The 15,803-nt window shown below is 60.7% G+C and carries 15 protein-coding genes; 10 read left to right on the forward strand and 5 right to left on the reverse strand.

The features are described 5' to 3' along the window. Positions 1 to 159 precede the first annotated feature (159 nt). From C1896_02040 to C1896_02055, 4 genes are all read left to right on the forward strand, one after another. Positions 160 to 327, forward strand: a complete 168-nt coding sequence (locus C1896_02040; GenBank protein ID AZZ43804.1) for a rubredoxin — start codon at positions 160 to 162, stop codon at positions 325 to 327. Between the two features lies 1 nt (position 328). Further along, positions 329 to 1,525, forward strand: coding sequence for an FAD-dependent oxidoreductase (locus tag C1896_02045; protein ID AZZ43805.1), 1,197 nt, complete (start codon positions 329 to 331; stop codon positions 1,523 to 1,525). 153 nt (positions 1,526 to 1,678) lie between these two features. Further along, the gene (locus C1896_02050) at positions 1,679 to 1,951 is read left to right on the forward strand and encodes an integration host factor (GenBank protein AZZ43806.1); all 273 of its coding nucleotides are present in this window, start codon (positions 1,679 to 1,681) and stop codon (positions 1,949 to 1,951) included. Between the two features lie 136 nt (positions 1,952 to 2,087). After that, a complete protein-coding gene (locus tag C1896_02055; protein ID AZZ43807.1) occupies positions 2,088 to 2,474 on the forward strand; it encodes a helicase in 387 nt (128 codons plus the stop codon). 45 nt (positions 2,475 to 2,519) lie between these two features. On the opposite strand, the gene C1896_02060 is transcribed toward C1896_02055, so the two are convergent. The 3 genes from C1896_02060 to C1896_02070 form a co-directional block, all read right to left on the reverse strand. Beyond that, a complete protein-coding gene (locus tag C1896_02060) occupies positions 2,520 to 3,179 on the reverse strand; it encodes a DUF2931 domain-containing protein (protein AZZ43808.1) in 660 nt (219 codons plus the stop codon). After that, complete coding sequence (locus C1896_02065; protein ID AZZ43809.1) at positions 3,179 to 4,732, reverse strand: DUF2235 domain-containing protein; 1,554 nt, start codon at positions 4,730 to 4,732, stop codon at positions 3,179 to 3,181. Before C1896_02065 ends, C1896_02060 begins: the two co-directional genes overlap by 1 nt. Positions 4,733 to 4,904: 172 nt before the next feature. Then, on the reverse strand, positions 4,905 to 5,825 hold the full coding sequence (locus C1896_02070; GenBank protein ID AZZ43810.1) for a LysR family transcriptional regulator: 921 nt from the start codon (positions 5,823 to 5,825) through the stop codon (positions 4,905 to 4,907). Positions 5,826 to 6,009: 184 nt separating this feature from the next. Between C1896_02070 and C1896_02075 the strand changes: the two genes are divergently transcribed. The 5 genes from C1896_02075 (at position 6,010) to C1896_02095 (ending at position 10,736) form a co-directional block, all read left to right on the forward strand. Next, the gene (locus C1896_02075) at positions 6,010 to 7,191 is read left to right on the forward strand and encodes an acyl-CoA dehydrogenase (GenBank protein ID AZZ43811.1); all 1,182 of its coding nucleotides are present in this window, start codon (positions 6,010 to 6,012) and stop codon (positions 7,189 to 7,191) included. A gap of 175 nt (positions 7,192 to 7,366) precedes the next feature. Beyond that, positions 7,367 to 8,590 (forward strand): CoA transferase, encoded by a 1,224-nt coding sequence (locus C1896_02080; protein ID AZZ43812.1) that lies wholly within the window; start codon positions 7,367 to 7,369, stop codon positions 8,588 to 8,590. 78 nt (positions 8,591 to 8,668) lie between these two features. Continuing rightward, the gene (locus C1896_02085; protein AZZ47491.1) at positions 8,669 to 9,277 is read left to right on the forward strand and encodes a hypothetical protein; all 609 of its coding nucleotides are present in this window, start codon (positions 8,669 to 8,671) and stop codon (positions 9,275 to 9,277) included. After that, positions 9,274 to 10,032, forward strand: a complete 759-nt coding sequence (locus C1896_02090; GenBank protein ID AZZ43813.1) for a methanol dehydrogenase — start codon at positions 9,274 to 9,276, stop codon at positions 10,030 to 10,032. Before C1896_02085 ends, C1896_02090 begins: the two co-directional genes overlap by 4 nt. Positions 10,033 to 10,118: 86 nt before the next feature. After that, positions 10,119 to 10,736: a hypothetical protein gene (locus tag C1896_02095; GenBank protein AZZ43814.1), complete on the forward strand. Its 618-nt coding sequence runs from the start codon at positions 10,119 to 10,121 to the stop codon at positions 10,734 to 10,736. Positions 10,737 to 10,875: 139 nt separating this feature from the next. On the opposite strand, the gene C1896_02100 is transcribed toward C1896_02095, so the two are convergent. After that, on the reverse strand, positions 10,876 to 12,846 hold the full coding sequence (locus C1896_02100; protein ID AZZ43815.1) for an ATP-dependent Zn protease: 1,971 nt from the start codon (positions 12,844 to 12,846) through the stop codon (positions 10,876 to 10,878). 614 nt (positions 12,847 to 13,460) lie between these two features. Between C1896_02100 and C1896_02105 the strand changes: the two genes are divergently transcribed. Beyond that, entirely contained in the window at positions 13,461 to 13,658 is a 198-nt protein-coding gene (locus C1896_02105; GenBank protein AZZ43816.1) for a hypothetical protein, read from the forward strand. 17 nt (positions 13,659 to 13,675) lie between these two features. Here C1896_02105 and C1896_02110 read toward each other — a convergent pair whose 3' ends face one another. Further along, positions 13,676 to 15,769: a diguanylate cyclase gene (locus C1896_02110; protein AZZ43817.1), complete on the reverse strand. Its 2,094-nt coding sequence runs from the start codon at positions 15,767 to 15,769 to the stop codon at positions 13,676 to 13,678. Positions 15,770 to 15,803 lie beyond the last annotated feature (34 nt).

Below are 15,803 nucleotides of genomic sequence, written 5' to 3' on the forward strand. Positions count from 1 at the left end.
AGTGGCGTAGATGAACCCGGACGGGCGGCCTAGGCCGCCCGTTTTGTTTTGCCCTGAAATCTTTCGCAGGTACGGGGTCTATCACCGAAGCGCCAGGGTTTGGCGCTCATCGCGTTCTGGTATAGCGTGCAGCGCAACCGAGACTGATCGAGGTGAATAATGAAAAAGTGGCAATGCGTGGTGTGTGGGCTCATCTATGACGAAGCCGAGGGCTGGCCGGACGACGGCATCGCGCCAGGCACCGCCTGGGAAGACGTGCCCGAGGACTGGCTGTGCCCCGACTGTGGCGTCGGCAAGATAGACTTTGAAATGATCGCGATCGGCTGATATGAATGACTCGAACCCAAACGCACCGCTGGTCATCATTGGCACCGGACTGGCGGGCTACAACCTCGCCCGGGAATTCCGCAAGCTGGACAGTGAAACGCCGCTGTTGCTGATTACCGCTGACGACGGCCGCTCCTATTCCAAACCCATGCTCTCGACCGGCTTCGCCATGAACAAGGATGCCGATGCGCTCGGCATGACGGTGGCCGGCCCGATGGCCATCCAGCTCAACGCCGAGATTCGCACCCATACTCGAGTGACGCGTCTCGATCCGGCCAACCGTCGTGTTTGGATTGGCAACGAGCCCGTGCCCTACCGCGATCTGGTGATCGCCTGGGGGGCGCAGACCATTCAAGTGCCGGTCGACGGCGATGCACAGGACGCCATCTTCCCGATCAACGATCTGCTCGATTACGGGCGCTTCCGCGAGGCCGCACACGGTAAGCGGCGCGTGTTGATCCTCGGGGCCGGGTTGATCGGCTGCGAATTTGCAAATGACTTGCTGCAAGGCGGCTATGAGGTCGATCTGGTCGCGCCGTGCGAGCAGCTCATGCCGTCACTGCTACCGCCCGAACCCGCGGCCGCGGTCCGCCGAGGGCTTGAGTCTCTGGGTGCGCGGTTCCACTTGGGGCCGGTGCTCGAGCGGCTGGAACGTGACGGTGACGCCCTCCAGGCGCAGCTGTCAGACGGCCAGCGCCTGGAGTGCGATCTGGTGGTCAGCGCGGTGGGATTGCGTCCGCGTATCGAGCTGGCCGAGGCGGCAGGCTTGAAGGTCAATCGCGGCATTGAAGTGGACCGCCTGCTGCAGACTTCGACCGAGCATGTGTATGCATTGGGCGATTGTGCTGAGGTCGACGGGCTCAACCTGCTCTATGTGATGCCGTTGATGAGCGGCGTCCGTGCGCTGGCCAGAACGCTCGTTGCCCAACCGACGCCGGTCACCTACGGGCCGATGCCTATCACTGTGAAAACACCGGTATGCCCCCTGGTGGTGTCCCCGCCAGCTGCCGGTAGCCACGGCAGCTGGAACGTTGAAGGCGAGTGCAACAACCTCAAGGCAACCTTCCGTGGACCTGACGGCAAGCTGCTTGGCTACGCACTCACCGGAACGGCTGTGCAAGAGCGCCTGGCGCTGAACAAGCAACTGCCCCCGGTGTTGGCGGAACTGCCTCAGGTTCTGTCGTTAAAGTCTTCGTAATGATTCGGCAAAGCGCTGGCGAGGACTGGCGCGAGTGCTAGCAGCGTGCCATGCTCCCAGAGGCCGCTGCCGCAGCCTAGAGCTGTCGCAGCGCTTCGGACGCTGTTCGGAGAACAGCGGATCACAACAACAAGAAAGTCTTAGAGGCTACCTATGCGCAAACCGGAACTCGCAGCCGCTATCGCCGACAAGGCCGATCTCACCAAGGATCAGGCCAATCGTGTACTCAACGCCGTACTGGATGAAATTACCAGCGCACTCAACCGTAAGGACAGCGTGACCCTGGTGGGTTTCGGCACCTTCGTACAACGTCACCGCGGGGCCCGTACGGGCAAGAATCCGCAGACGGGCGAACCCGTCACCATCAAGGCCAGCAACACCGTGGCTTTCAAGCCGGGAAAGATGCTGAAAGACGCGATCAATTAAAATCGCGCCGCCCGGGGCCGCCCAGGCTCCGGGTCAGCCTGACTGAACAGTCCACTCCAGACCCTTCTGTTCTCCTGCTTTCGCCGCTCAGACCAGCCGCTACAATGCCGCTTTTCCTGCCAACGGTCGGCCAATCATGAAATTTCGCTTTCTTCTCTGGATGCTGGGTCGCCTGATGACCAAGGCCAGCCGCAACAACCCCGATTTCCAGAAGCAACTCGGCGACAAAGACCTGACCTTCCAGCTGCACACGCTGGACGGCAAGGTGGCTCGGCATTACAGGGTCAAGGATCAGCGCGTCACCAGCCACGGCGGTTCCGCCACCGATCCGGCCTGTGCCATCGGCTTCAAGGACAGTGCCTACGGTTTCGCCACCATGAACGCGAAGAACAAGCAGCTCGCTTTCATGCAAGGCATCCAGAACAAAGACATCCAGATCCAGGGCAACCCAGCGCTAGTGATGTGGTTTCAGGGGCTGACTAAGTATCTCAAGCCCCGGAAGAAGAAGCCTGAGGCGGCGTGATTCGTTAGCTCGTTGCAGCGACAAGCTCAGGTAGATCCGTGCGCTTCACCAGCTTCCGTATGGAATGCCGTATTGTTCAACGTAGCGTTTGGATGCCTCCGGCTGCGGGTAGTAGTTCCCGCCAGACTTGCCGAGGTGGGGCCCCAGTGGCTCGATCTCGCCTTGGCCGCGCGCAACTTTTATGGCTCTGTGGCATTGGTCCCGGACCCATACTTGGATCACGCCGCCTGGAGCCAAACCTAAGTGGAGGGACGCCATATAGCTTGCGTCCTGCTCTGGCGTCTCTGGGCACCGCCTGTGGGTTGCATCGTGCATAATTCTTCTGGCCTCTGCAGGGATATCAATCCAAGCCTTGTAGGTCTGTGCCTCTACTACAGACTGCCACCGAACGTAGATGCGCTTGGGCAGATCCGCGCCTACAACGCCACGTATCCCGCTCCCTGCTAACCCGTTGGGCCACCCTCGGGCTACCTCCTTTTCAACGCCGTAGTTACCACTGCCAATAACTCCGCCGCTGCCATGTCTAAACGACCTCCCTTGCACATCTTCTACCGCGCTATCTTCGACCCAGGCCGTCATATATATCGGAGCGGCAAACTCCAGGCTCCACCAGGGGGATCTCGGGTCTCGTTCGCCGGACAGTGGATCTTGCAATTGGCATCCGGTTAAAAAGATTGCCATTAACACAGCTATAAATGGCTTCATTACTGCAATGTCCATTCAGGCACGTGGGGGTGGGTACGCCGGATCCCGTCTGGATTCGGGGCGTTGATATAGACAAGATTGGCTCCACTGTGTGTTCGCTTTCCTAGGGGATTGTTCCAATGCGCAGAAACATGGATATATCGATTCTTCAGCCGCTTCTCATCATCGGCGCTGACGCTGTAGTCGCCATTGGAAAATCGCGAGCTGAGCGCCTGAAGCTCGGCTGGGACTGAGTACATTGGATCGTGAATGTCGATCTCATTGAAATACACCCCGGCACCTTTTGCTCGTTCATACATGACGCGCAGATATACGTTGGAAAGTCCCCCGCTAACACGGCGCTTAAGCTGCAGGGCGGCGTAGACACGCTGCTGCAACTGGGCCATGCGATCGCTTGGGTCGACAGGTAGCAACTGAGCTGCCGGTGTAACAATCGTCAGCATGGATGCGGGCCAACCTTCTGCGATGAGGCGTTGTTTGGCTTGCTCGGCGTCCCGGTAAATGGATGTGGTGATCACATCGGTGCCTCTTGCTACAACCAGTGCCTGCATAGGGCTGATTAGAATGCATTCCTCAGCGTTGTCCAAATAGCCGCCTCCAATGTCCGAATGTGCCCCAGGCAAGATAATTTCGGTGTGGTCGGGTTGTACGGTACTAACAGGAAAGTTCGCGCGAACCTCATCGCGAGCGACAAGATGAAGCACGTTCGTGAAGTGCTTCGGGGACAGATATAAGTTCAGCCATGGTGTGATGGAGCTTCTGATATTGCCAAAATTTGTGAGCCCACCAACGGAAGCTACAGTATCGAAAAGTCCGATGAAGCCCATTGTGACGCTGCGTTGGAAGTGTTCATCGAAATCATGACTGAACGACTTGGCGTTATCTTGAAGTGTCGCTCTTAGACTTCCTTGGGCGCTGCTGACAACTTCGTTCGCAAAATGTCTAGCGGCGGCGGCGCCGCGGCTGAAGCCGAAGACATCGAAGGTCAGCGAGACGATCTCGCAGTCCGGATGCTCTTGGACGATCCGTTTCACTGTTGTATGGATCAGCACAAATGCCTGCTGTACGCGACCCCTGATTCCGGTGTCACCTCGGCCCATGCCTGAGCCGAACAGGCTGTCTTCACCACCCGGATTGGTGCCAATTCCGTCGATGTATAGTTTCTTCGCGAGCTGCTTTCGCTGGCCTTCGCCTTGAGGCTTAGCGCTTTCTGAATACAGATACATCAACTTCCTAACATTAGTTAGATCGTTCCCATAACTGCTATCCGGTTTGGCCATATAGGGCTTACAGCTGGCGTCCAGGTCTTCTTTCTGGATGGGGTGCTGCGCGCCGCAGGCCAGGCCGAGTGCGGTGTTGGTGGCGTTGTTGCCTGTGCCGTCGAAGAACACGCCGATGCGTAGAGCCAGCTTGATCTTCTCGGCAGGCTTGACGGGTTCCCTGGCGTGGCGTTCGTATTCGGACCAGCGCTCTGCGTGTATATCGACCGGTTCGACGTTGCGCAGCTCGGCTTCGCGCTTGGCTTGAGGAATGTTGGGGACGTAACCGCTCATGCTTCTACCTTCCCTGGCAAGTGAGGCTGGATGATCTGGGTTGACACGCCGTTGAACTACATCCTGTTGGTCACGGCGCGGGCGTCAGTAGGAACCACCGTTAGCGATGATTCAAGCAGCCGGTTCACAAAGCGCACGGTCGGCCTGGTGGTTTCGGGGTGGCAATGGCATTTCAGTGCGATGCAATCGGACCCTGCTGCGCCAGCCATGCGCGGGCTTCGTCGAGCAGCCAGTCACGAAAGGCGTTCAAGGCCGCCGACTCTACGCGACGTTCCGGGATCATCAGGTGATAGGCCTGGTTCTCGCGCCGGAACGAATGTGGGTGCGCAATCACCAGACGCCCCTCGGCCAGTTCGCGCTGGATCAGGAACGGCGGAATCAGCGCCACGCCCATCTGGTGCTCGGCGGCCTGGGCGAGCATCGAGAACAGCTCCAGGCGGGGGCCAGTCATATCCCGGGCGACTTTCATGCCCAGCGAATCGAACCACTGGCGCCAGGCATAGGGGCGTGTGGTCTGTTGCAGCAATGGCATCTCGCCAATGGTCTCTGGCGCCAGCGCATTCGCGCCGTCCAGCAAGGCCGGGCTGCACACTGGCACCGACTGCTCCGGCATCAGTGAATAGGCGACCGTGCCGGACCAGTCGCCGTCACCGAAGTAGATCGCCGCATCGAATTCGGTATCGGCGAATAGGAAGGGGCGGGTGCGGTTGGTCAGATTCACGGTAATTCCCGGGTGCAACGCCTGAAACTGCCGCAGCCGTGGCAGCAGCCATTGCGTGCCAAAGGTCGGCACCAGCGCCAGCTCGATGGTCTGCGCGCCTTGCTGGCCCATTACCGAAAGCGTATCGCGCTCCACCGCATCGAGCTGAGTGGCGACCCGCCTTGCATAGGACTGCCCGGCCTCAGTCAGTTTCACGCCGCGGCGGGAACGGCGGAACAGCTCCAGCCCGAGGAATTCTTCCAGACCGCCGATTTGTCGGCAGATCGCGCTCTGGGTCAGGGCCAGCTCTTCGGCAGCGCGTGTAAAACTCTGGTGACGCGCGGCCGCTTCGAAGGCGACAAGCGCGGCTGTGCTGGGAATCTTGCGACGCATTATGCGGCTGCCTCACTAATGGGCCGGTATTCAGTGCATTTAGCATAGCCTGGAGTGAGTAAATCGCACAGATCATTGCGAATTACTCGTTTGCCGGCTGGCGCCACAGCTTCTAGGATCAATGCATCCGAATGCTGCACCGGGCGCTGAGTCCGGTTCACCGTCTACGACAAGAGGACCACCCATGGCTGGCAAAGCAAGCTTCAACTGGATCGACCCACTGCTGCTCGATCAGCAGCTCACCGATGAAGAGCGCATGGTGCGCGACAGCGCTCAGCAGTTCGCCGCCGACAAGCTGGCGCCGCGGGTGCTTGAAGCCTTCCGTCACGAGCGCACCGATGCGGCAATCTTCCGTGAAATGGGCGACACCGGCTTGCTCGGCGCGACCATTCCTGAAGCGTACGGTGGCAGTGGTTTGAGCTACGTGTGCTACGGCCTGATCGCTCGTGAGGTCGAGCGCATCGATTCCGGTTACCGCTCGATGATGAGCGTGCAGTCGTCGCTGGTGATGGTGCCGATCAACGAGTTCGGCAACGAGGAAACCAAGCAGAAATATCTGCCCAAACTGGCCAGCGGCGAATACATCGGCTGCTTCGGCCTGACCGAGCCGAACCACGGCTCCGACCCGGGCTCGATGGTCACCCGAGCGAAGAAGGTCGACGGCGGCTATCGCCTGTCCGGCGCCAAGATGTGGATCACCAACAGCCCGATCGCCGACGTCTTCGTGGTCTGGGCCAAGGATGATGAGGGTGCCATTCGCGGCTTCGTACTGGAGAAGGGCTGGGAAGGCCTGAGCGCCCCGGCGATTCATGGCAAGGTCGGTCTGCGCGCCTCGATCACCGGCGAGATCGTCATGGACAATGTGTTCTGCCCGGAAGAGAACGCTTTCCCCGACGTACGCGGCCTGCGCGGCCCGTTCACCTGCCTGGATTCGGCCCGTTACGGCATCAGCTGGGGCGCGCTGGGCGCCGCCGAGTTCTGCTGGCATACCGCACGTCAGTACACCCTGGACCGCCAGCAGTTCGGTCGCCCGCTGGCTGCCAATCAGCTGATCCAGAAGAAGCTGGCCGACATGCAGACCGAGATCACCCTGGCGCTGCAAGGCTGCCTGCGCCTCGGCCGGATGAAGGACGAGGGCACCGCGGCAGTGGAGATCACCTCGATCATGAAACGTAACAGCTGTGGCAAGGCGCTTGACGTGGCACGCCTGGCCCGCGACATGTTGGGTGGCAACGGAATCAGCGACGAATTCGGCGTGGCCCGGCATCTGGTCAACCTCGAGGTGGTCAACACCTACGAAGGCACCCATGACGTGCACGCGCTGATTCTGGGCCGCGCGCAGACCGGCATTCAGGCGTTCTTCTAAGCGGTGCCGTAGGGTGGATGGCGCTACTTCATCCACCTTCGGCTACGCCGACAACTTCAGCTCCGCTTGGTGGATGGGTAATGCGTCAGCTACGCGCCCCGATCCACCCTACGTTTTCCTCGCACAGCTGCAGGATCATTTCCCGTGGCGGCGATAATCTCTTGAGGCTTCATTCATGCCCGGCGCCCTTTCCCATATCCGCGTCCTCGACCTATCGCGTGTGCTCGCGGGCCCGTGGAGCGGGCAGATTCTTGGTGATCTTGGCGCCGAGGTGATCAAGGTCGAGCGGCCCGGCACCGGAGATGACACCCGTCATTGGGGCCCGCCCTACCTGAAAGATCAGGAGGGCGAGAATACTTCGGAAGCGGCGTATTACCTGTCTGCCAACCGCAACAAGCAGTCTCTGACCCTGGATTTCACCCAGCCCGAGGGTCAGCGGATTATCCGTGAGTTGGTATCGCGGTGTGATGTGCTGCTGGAGAACTTCAAGGTGGGCGGGTTGGCGGCCTATGGACTCGATTACGAAAGTCTCAAAGCAATCAACCCCAAGCTCATCTATTGCTCGATCACCGGTTTCGGCAGCGATGGTCCCTACGCCCAGCGTGCCGGCTATGACTTCATGATTCAGGGGCTGGGCGGCCTGATGAGCCTGACCGGTCGCGCCGAGGACGAAGACGGCGCCGGTCCGGTCAAGGTCGGCGTGGCGCTGACGGATATCCTCACCGGTCTTTACGCCACGGTTGGCGTGCTTGCTGCGCTCAATCATCGCGAGCAGAGCGGAATTGGCCAGCATGTCGAACTGGCGCTACTGGACGTACAGGTTGCCTGTCTGGCTAACCAGGCGATGAACTACTTGACCACGGGTGTCGCGCCCAAGCGCATGGGCAATGCCCATCCCAACATCGTGCCGTATCAGGATTTCCCAACCGCCGACGGCGACATCATCCTCACCATCGGTAACGACGGCCAGTTCCGCAAGTTTGCCGAGGTGGCCGGGCACCCAGAATGGGCCGACGATCGGCGCTTCGCCAGCAACAAGGCACGCGTGGCGCATCGCAAGGAGCTGGTGCCACTGATCCGCCAGGTCACGGTATTCCGCACGACGGCCGAATGGGTCGCGGTACTTGAGCAGGCTGGCGTGCCCTGCGGGCCTATCAACGACCTGGCCCAGGTGTTCGCCGATCCGCAGGTACAGGCGCGCGGATTGCGTGTCGAGATGCCGCATCCATTGTCCGGTACCGTACCCCAGGTAGCCAGCCCGATTCGGTTGTCTGAGTCGCCAGTGGAGTACCGCAAGGCCCCGCCGCTGCTTGGCGAACACAGCGAAGCCTTGTTACAGCGCCTGCTGGGCTTCGCTCCCGAGCAGATCGACACGCTGCGTCGTGCCGGGGTGATCTGACACCATGACAACCTGAACTCTCAGGCCGCACGGCTATCCTTATCCTGTACCCTGGATTTTTGGATGGACGAGCGAATCATGCAGATGCAGCGTTATCGATTCACCTGGCAACTGACGGTTGTCCTGTTCATGTCCTGGCTGCTGGCCGGCTGTGGCATCAACAACATTCCTCAATACGATGAGCAGGTGAAGTCAGCCTGGTCCCAAGTCGAGAATCAGTATCAGCGCCGCGCTGATCTCATTCCCAATCTCGTCGAGACGGTCAAGGGCTACGCCCGTCAGGAGCAGGACACGCTCACCGCAGTTACCGAGGCGCGCGCCAAAGCTACCTCGATTCAGATCAGCGCAGACGACCTCGACGATCCGCAGAAAATGCAGCAGTTCCAGCAGGCGCAGAGTCAGTTGACCGGCGCGCTGAGCCGGCTGATGGCGGTGTCCGAGCGCTACCCGGACCTCAAATCCAACCAGAACTTCCTTGCGCTGCAGTCGCAGCTCGAAGGCACCGAGAACCGTATCGCAGTCGCACGTCGCGACTTCATCGCTGCAGTCGAGCGCTACAACACTGAGATCCGGACGTTTCCCGGCCGCATCTGGCATAGCCTGATGTACGGCGACATGCCGATCCGTGAAAACTTCGAAGCCACAACCGAGAACGCTGAACAGGCGCCGCAAGTGCAGTTCCAATGACCCGCACGCTCCCCCTGATCCTGGCGCTGTTGTTCTGGGCGAGCGGCATAGCCGCCCAGAGCGTCGAGCTGCCTGCGCTTACCGGCAGGGTGGTCGACCAGGCTGAACTGCTCGATACGCAGGCCGAGGCGCGGTTGACCAGCATGCTCGCCGCGCATGAGCAGGCCAGCGGCGAACAGGTGGTGGTCGTCACTGTGCCGGATCTTCAAGGTCGCAGCATCGAAGAGTTTGGTGTCGAGCTGGGCCGTGAGTGGGGTATCGGGCAGAAGGACGAAGACACCGGCGCGCTGCTGATCGTTGCTCGCGACGACCGTCGGGTCCGCATTGAAGTCGGGTATGGCTTGGAAGGCCGCCTCACCGACGCGCAATCCTCGGTGATCATCAACCGCATCATTACCCCCGCCTTTCGCGAAGGTGACTTCACCCGTGGTATTACCGAAGGCGCCGCAGCCATTGTTCAGGTGCTTGGCGGCGATCCGCTGCGGACCGCCGAGCTGCCGCCGGCCATGCCGATGGGCGCGCAGCAACCAGGTGGCCTCGGCATCCTCGGCTTTTTTCTGATGCTGGTGGCGATCTTCGTAATCGGTGGCGGGCGTGGAGGTCGCGGGGGCGGGCGAGGTGCCGGTCGCGCGTTGTTACTCGGCGCCCTGCTCGGCGGCATGGGCCGTGGGGGCGGTGGCGGCTTTGGTGGTGGCGGCGGTTTCGGCGGCGGTGGTGGCGGCTTTGGCGGCGGTGGAGCGTCCGGAGGCTGGTAATAAGCACGTGAACTCGATGGGGCGTGCCGTACAGGCGCAACCCATCAGATCAGAACGACGAGAGCCTCATCAATGATGGACATGCAATGACCCTTTTGAGCGAAAGCGAGCTGCAGCAGGTGGCTGAGGCCATCGCCCGTGTGGAGCGCACGACCGACGCCGAACTGGTGACCGTACTGGCGGGCCAGTCCGATGACTATCGCTACATCCCGTTACTCTGGGCGAGCTTGATTGCACTGGTGCTGCCCGGCGCGCTGCTGTTCTTCAGCGGCTGGTTGGCTAGTTGGCAGTTGCTGCTGGTGCAATGGCTGACCTTCGTCGCGCTGGCGGTACTATTCCGCATCCCGAGCGTGACTAGCTGGCTGATTCCTCGGTCGGTACGGCATTGGCGCGCCTGCAACCTGGCGCGGCGGCAGTTCATCGAACAGAACCTGCATCACACTACTGGCGACACCGGCATGCTCATCTTCGTCTCCGAAGCCGAACGCTATGTCGAAATTCTGGTGGATCGGGGTATTTCCAGCCGCATCGATAACAATGCCTGGGAATCGATCGTCGAGACCTTCACCCGCGATGTGCGCGACGGCAAGGTGCTGGACGGGTTTCTCGGTTGCATTGAAGCCTGTGGCTCGCTGCTCTCCCAGCATGTACCAGCGACCCACGAGCGTAATGAGTTACCCAACCATTTGGTGGTTCTCGATTAACGTGCTTGAGTCGTGCAACGCCGACGCGAGGCAGCGCCGTGCAATAGCCATGCTGCCAAGTTGACGGTTCGTTGAAACGAGAACTGCGGAGGTTGCGCGTGTCTTCGCGCAGCCCCGCCGTTTTGCTTGCGACCTTGATTCAGAGCATTCCCGGACCGTCGTCCTCGGGTTGCTCCACCACCGGCGCCAGGCCGAGGAACTCGCTGTTCTCCATGGCACTGGCAGCCACCCGATCGATGCTGCTCATGGCATGGCCAATGATGGAGCTGACGGTGGCCTCGTGATGATGTTCGGGCAGGCGCTCGATGGCTGCGAGGACGTCCTCTCCGGGCACGGTTTCCTCGGCCAGCAACTGGTCCGCGATCTCATCCAGTGCCGGTTTGAGCCGCTTCAGCAGGGCCATGCATTCACGGTCGAGCTGCTTGAGCAGAGTGTCGGCCGCACGGATGGATTCGCCGGAATCGAACTCGATGTGCGCGTCGCGTACCGCCTGCAAACTCAGCAGCGAACCGTTCGGGCCCATCCCCAGTGCGCCAACCATCGACAGCGCGATCTTCGAGGCTTCCTGCAGGTCCTGACCGGCACCGGAGGAGACTTCGTGGAAGTACAGCTGCTCGGCACCACGGCCGGCCAGCAGCATCTGGATGCGGTTGCGCAGCTCGGATTCCATGTGCAGACGCTTGTCTTCGACCGGCGTTACCAGCGTCACACCCAGTGCCTGGCCGCGTGGCAGTATGGTGACCTTCTCTACTCGACCGGTTTTCAGCGCAGCGGCAACCAGTGCGTGCCCCGCTTCGTGCACGGCGATGCGTTTGCGGTCGGTGGGCGACATGGGCGTCACACCCGACGGCTGCTCGCCGATGCGGCAGGTCTCCACCGCGTCGACGAAATGCGCCATGGAGACCGTCTTCGCTGCGCCACGTGCAGCAAGCAGGGCGGCATGGTTGGCAATGTAGGCAATAGCGGCGGGCGTCAGGCCCACGGTGTTACGCGCCAGCTGGGCGAAATCCAGATCCTGCTCGGCGCGGATTTTGTCCGCATACAGGCGGAACAGCGCCTCGCGGTCGTTCAGCCCCGGCAGGCCGACGGCAATCGAGCGATCGAAGCGGCCCTCACGGACCAGGGCCGGGTCCAGCGAGTTGGGGAAGTTGGTGGCGCCCAGTACCAGCACGCCGCTAGCACCGTCGAAGCCATCCATTTCAGCGAGGAACTGGTTGATGATGCGGTTGCTTTCGGCATCGCTGGAGCGCTGCTGTTCGGCGCGCTTGCCGATGCCGTCGATCTCGTCGATGAAGATGATGCACGGCGCCTGTTTACGCGCGGTACGGAACAGCGCCTTGACCTTCTGGATGCCGACGCCGAAGTACATCGATGAGAAGTCGCTACCGGTGACCTGAATAAAGCTGGCGTTGGACTCGGTAGCCAGGGCCTTCGCCAGCTGAGTCTTACCGGTGCCGGGCTCGCCGGTGAGCAGCACGCCCTTGGGCGGACGGGCACCCAAGGCGGCATAGGCGGAGGGGTCACGCAAATAGGCAGTGACGTCGCTCAAGGCCTGCTTGGCTTCGCTGGCACCGATGACGTCGGCAAAGCTGATGCCGCTGCCCTTGCGATGCACCTGAAACGCCTGGCTCTTGATTGCCAGGCAGGTCAAAGCACCCACCAGCAGCAGGATGAATGGCGCGTAGGGCAGCGCACTCTTGTACCAGGGCGCTTCTGCTTCGGTCTCGAACAATGTCAGCGGGAAAAGCTGACCTTCGCTGCTGGCGTACTGATCGAGCAGGAGCTGGGCAACACGCCCGGACTGATCGGGCACCCAATATTGCAGCCCGTCGTACAGGCTTATGTAGACCGCATCTTTGCCCAGCGCGGCGCTGACAATGGCGTCGCCACGCAAGTCGCCCAACAACACGGAAAGATCACGGCGATTGGCTTGCCAGGGGGCGGTCGACTCCTGCAGGGCTTCGAGCATGCTGGCCGCTGCACCCGTCGCGGGCGTTGACGGTGCGGCTGGCCACAACTGCCAGAACGCAACGCAAGCGGCGATCAGCAGCAACAGGGAAACGGAGAGCACAGGGCCGCGGCGACCTTGTAGCAGACGTGGTGTTTTCATTTCACATCCAATCGGGACAGCCCGATGTTTTCGACAAACAACCGCCGGGTTGGCGGACCACAGTTGTTCGCGGGAAACCCCGCGGCGCCAATTGTGTGGCGCAGCACAGTACGGGCTCGTTGGATGCGATTTATATGCCGGACTGCGAATCGGATTGCTGAACTCCGATAGCCGGCGAGAATACGGCAAGGTCCTCCCTGCGAACGGTAGCGCGACGAATGGCAGGCCGGTTTTCGACGAATGACCGGTTGGTCGTGGAACGAATCGTTCGATGGAGGTACGGGCTGGAGGCGCTGGTGGATCGAACATCGGCTAGATCAGGCTCTACGACCGAAGACCAGCGCTTCCGGTTATTCGACCGCGACACTGGGCCAGCTGATCTCGTGTGTCTGGCTTGTATGAGAAAGATCTGAGGACCGATTGGTCTGGTGAGTGGTCCGAGCAGGATTGCGCTGCTGTTCTTGGTGCAGAACTCAATGCCCATAAAAGGCTGGGTTTACGTGAAAAACAAACTGTTCCGATGAGCGGCCTGCTAGGCGTCGGCTGCTTCGCGCAATGCATGTCTATTCATAGTAAATAGCCTGACTTTTCGCACCCAGAGCATTACCCGCACCATGTCCACCTTGACCGAGTTGGCGCAGCAGATTGCCGCGCTCTATCCATTGCAAGACAAGACCGCAGGCAAACGTTACCGCATCGTCAGCCAGCTCGCAGGCATGACGGAGTTGCAGGAGATCGGCGGCATGCCGCGTTACGTGGAATCCTGCCAGCTTGACGACAAGGAGCTATGGGATGGTCGCGTCGCCAGTTGATAAAAGGCCGGCGGCTGTCAGGTCCCGGTTGCAATCGGGCGCTGCAGAAATTCGGTGATATCTACCTGGTCGAGCTGCTCGGGCCTGAGATGGTGCTCGCCATAGCTGAGGTGCAGTCCTGATGAGAGGAACAGCGCGAAAAGGTCGGCATCAATATGGCCTCTGTCGCGCAGCCGCGCCAGGATGCGGATCGACTCGCTCAGCGGTTTGGCCTTTTTGTAGGGGCGATCACACGCGGTCAGTGCCTCGAAGATGTCGGCGATAGCCATGATTCGCGCGGGTATCGACAGCTGATCGGGCCCCAGTTGTCGCGGATAGCCGGTGCCAAGCAAGGTTTCATGATGGGTACCGGCGTATTCCGGAACGCGCTGAAGGTTCTTGGGAAACGGCAGATTCTCCAGCATGACGATGGTCTGCACGATGTGTTCGTTGACCTTGAACCGCTCCTCGGCAGTTAGCGTGCCGCGGCTGACGCTGAGGTTGTAAAGCTCGCCAAAGTTGAACTGATGCTCGGGCACGCTCATCTTGAAGCCGTACTTGGGGTCCAGTGCCTTGGTCTCGATGCGTGGCATCAGGTGTTCGGGCTTGTCGTCCAACAGTTTCTCGGACACCGGCAAGTGTCTGGCCGGGAAGCCGTCCAGGCGTGTCACCTCCTCGTGAGACAAGCCCAATCGGTCATCGAAGTGGCGCATCCAGCGTTGCTCGGCGATGCGCTGCAAACGTTCGGTTCGCTCCGGCGCCATCAGCTCGCCACCGATGTTGCACTCAGCGACGAAGGCAAATTCTTCATGCAAACGCGCCACTGTAGCGGCATGGCGAGCCTCGACGGCTGCCGATGGCGCACCGGCAACCAAGGCTTCGAGACGCTCGATCATGGCGTCGCGGAGCAGGACCTCGAAGCGCATGCGGATCTCATGGATGCGGTTGTAGACCGTTTCCAGCTTGGTCGCCTTGTCGACGATATGTTCGGGCGTGGTGATCTTGCCGCAATCGTGAAGCCAGGCGCCGATGCGAAACTCCCGCCACTGCTCCTCCGTTTCGAAACGGAAGTCCGCCAGCGGTCCTTCTACCGCTGCGCTGGCTTGTTCGGCCAACATCAGTGCAAGTTCAGGGACGCGGGCGCAATGCCCGCCTGTATAAGCGCTCTTGGCATCAATGGCGCCCGCCAGAATCTCGATCATCGAGTCGATCAAGGCGGTCTGCGAGTCGATCAGGTTGTGGTTCTCCAGCGCAACGGCCGACTGGGATGCCAGCGCTTCGACGAAGCGGAGGTTCTGCCTGCTGAAACTGGTGACGTCGCCGCTACCGGGGTCGGTCGCGTTCATGAATTGCAGGACGCCGAGCACTTCGCCGCTGTGTGCGACTAGCGGCACGCAGAGCATCGAGACCGTGCGGTAGCCCGACTCCATATCGAAGCGCCGTGTTCCCGACAGGTCGAAGCGCGTCTCGCGGTAGACGTCATCGATGATCACGGTTTCCCTGCGCAGGGCCACGTAGGTAGATACGTGCCGCTCGTTGGGCGTGCCGGTTTCCGGGTCATGCAACGGCAGTTCGAATGCAGGTAATTGGTCAGCCTTCGAGCGCAGGGTGAAGCGCAGGCTGTCGTGATCGGTCATCAGGTAGAGCGTGGCGGCATCAGCGTTACAGATCCGCTTGCCTTGCATCAGGATGTGCTGGAGCAGGCGGTGCTTATCGCGCTCGGAAGACAACAACATGCCGTTTTCGACCAGACCCGCCAGTTTCTCTTGGGCCTCTTCCAGCGCCAGGTTCTGTGCACGTATTGACCGTCGCATGATGTCATGCTGGCGGTGCAGGTCGTCGAGCTCGCGGATGGGCGAGCGGGGGCTGTTGCGAGGGCTGAAATCGAGCTCCCGGATGCGACGGGTGTCTTCTGCCAGAGCGCCCAATGAGCGACGAATGCTCGTTAGGCAGACGAAGAGCAGCGGTAGGCAGACAAACATGAACAGCAGCTCAGCGAGCAAGATTTCGCGCAGGCCGAGCCACTCGAATCCGGCCAGGAGAAGTACTGGTACGGTGGGTACGAGAATGAACATCGTCACCAGTGCTACAGCCCAGGTCTCGTAGCTGAGCTTGTATTTGCTAGAGGTCATACTGCATCCTGCGGCGATTACTTGACGGAAATGC

Source organism: Pseudomonadaceae bacterium SI-3 (assembly GCA_004010935.1).
GTDB lineage: Bacteria > Pseudomonadota > Gammaproteobacteria > Pseudomonadales > Pseudomonadaceae > Stutzerimonas.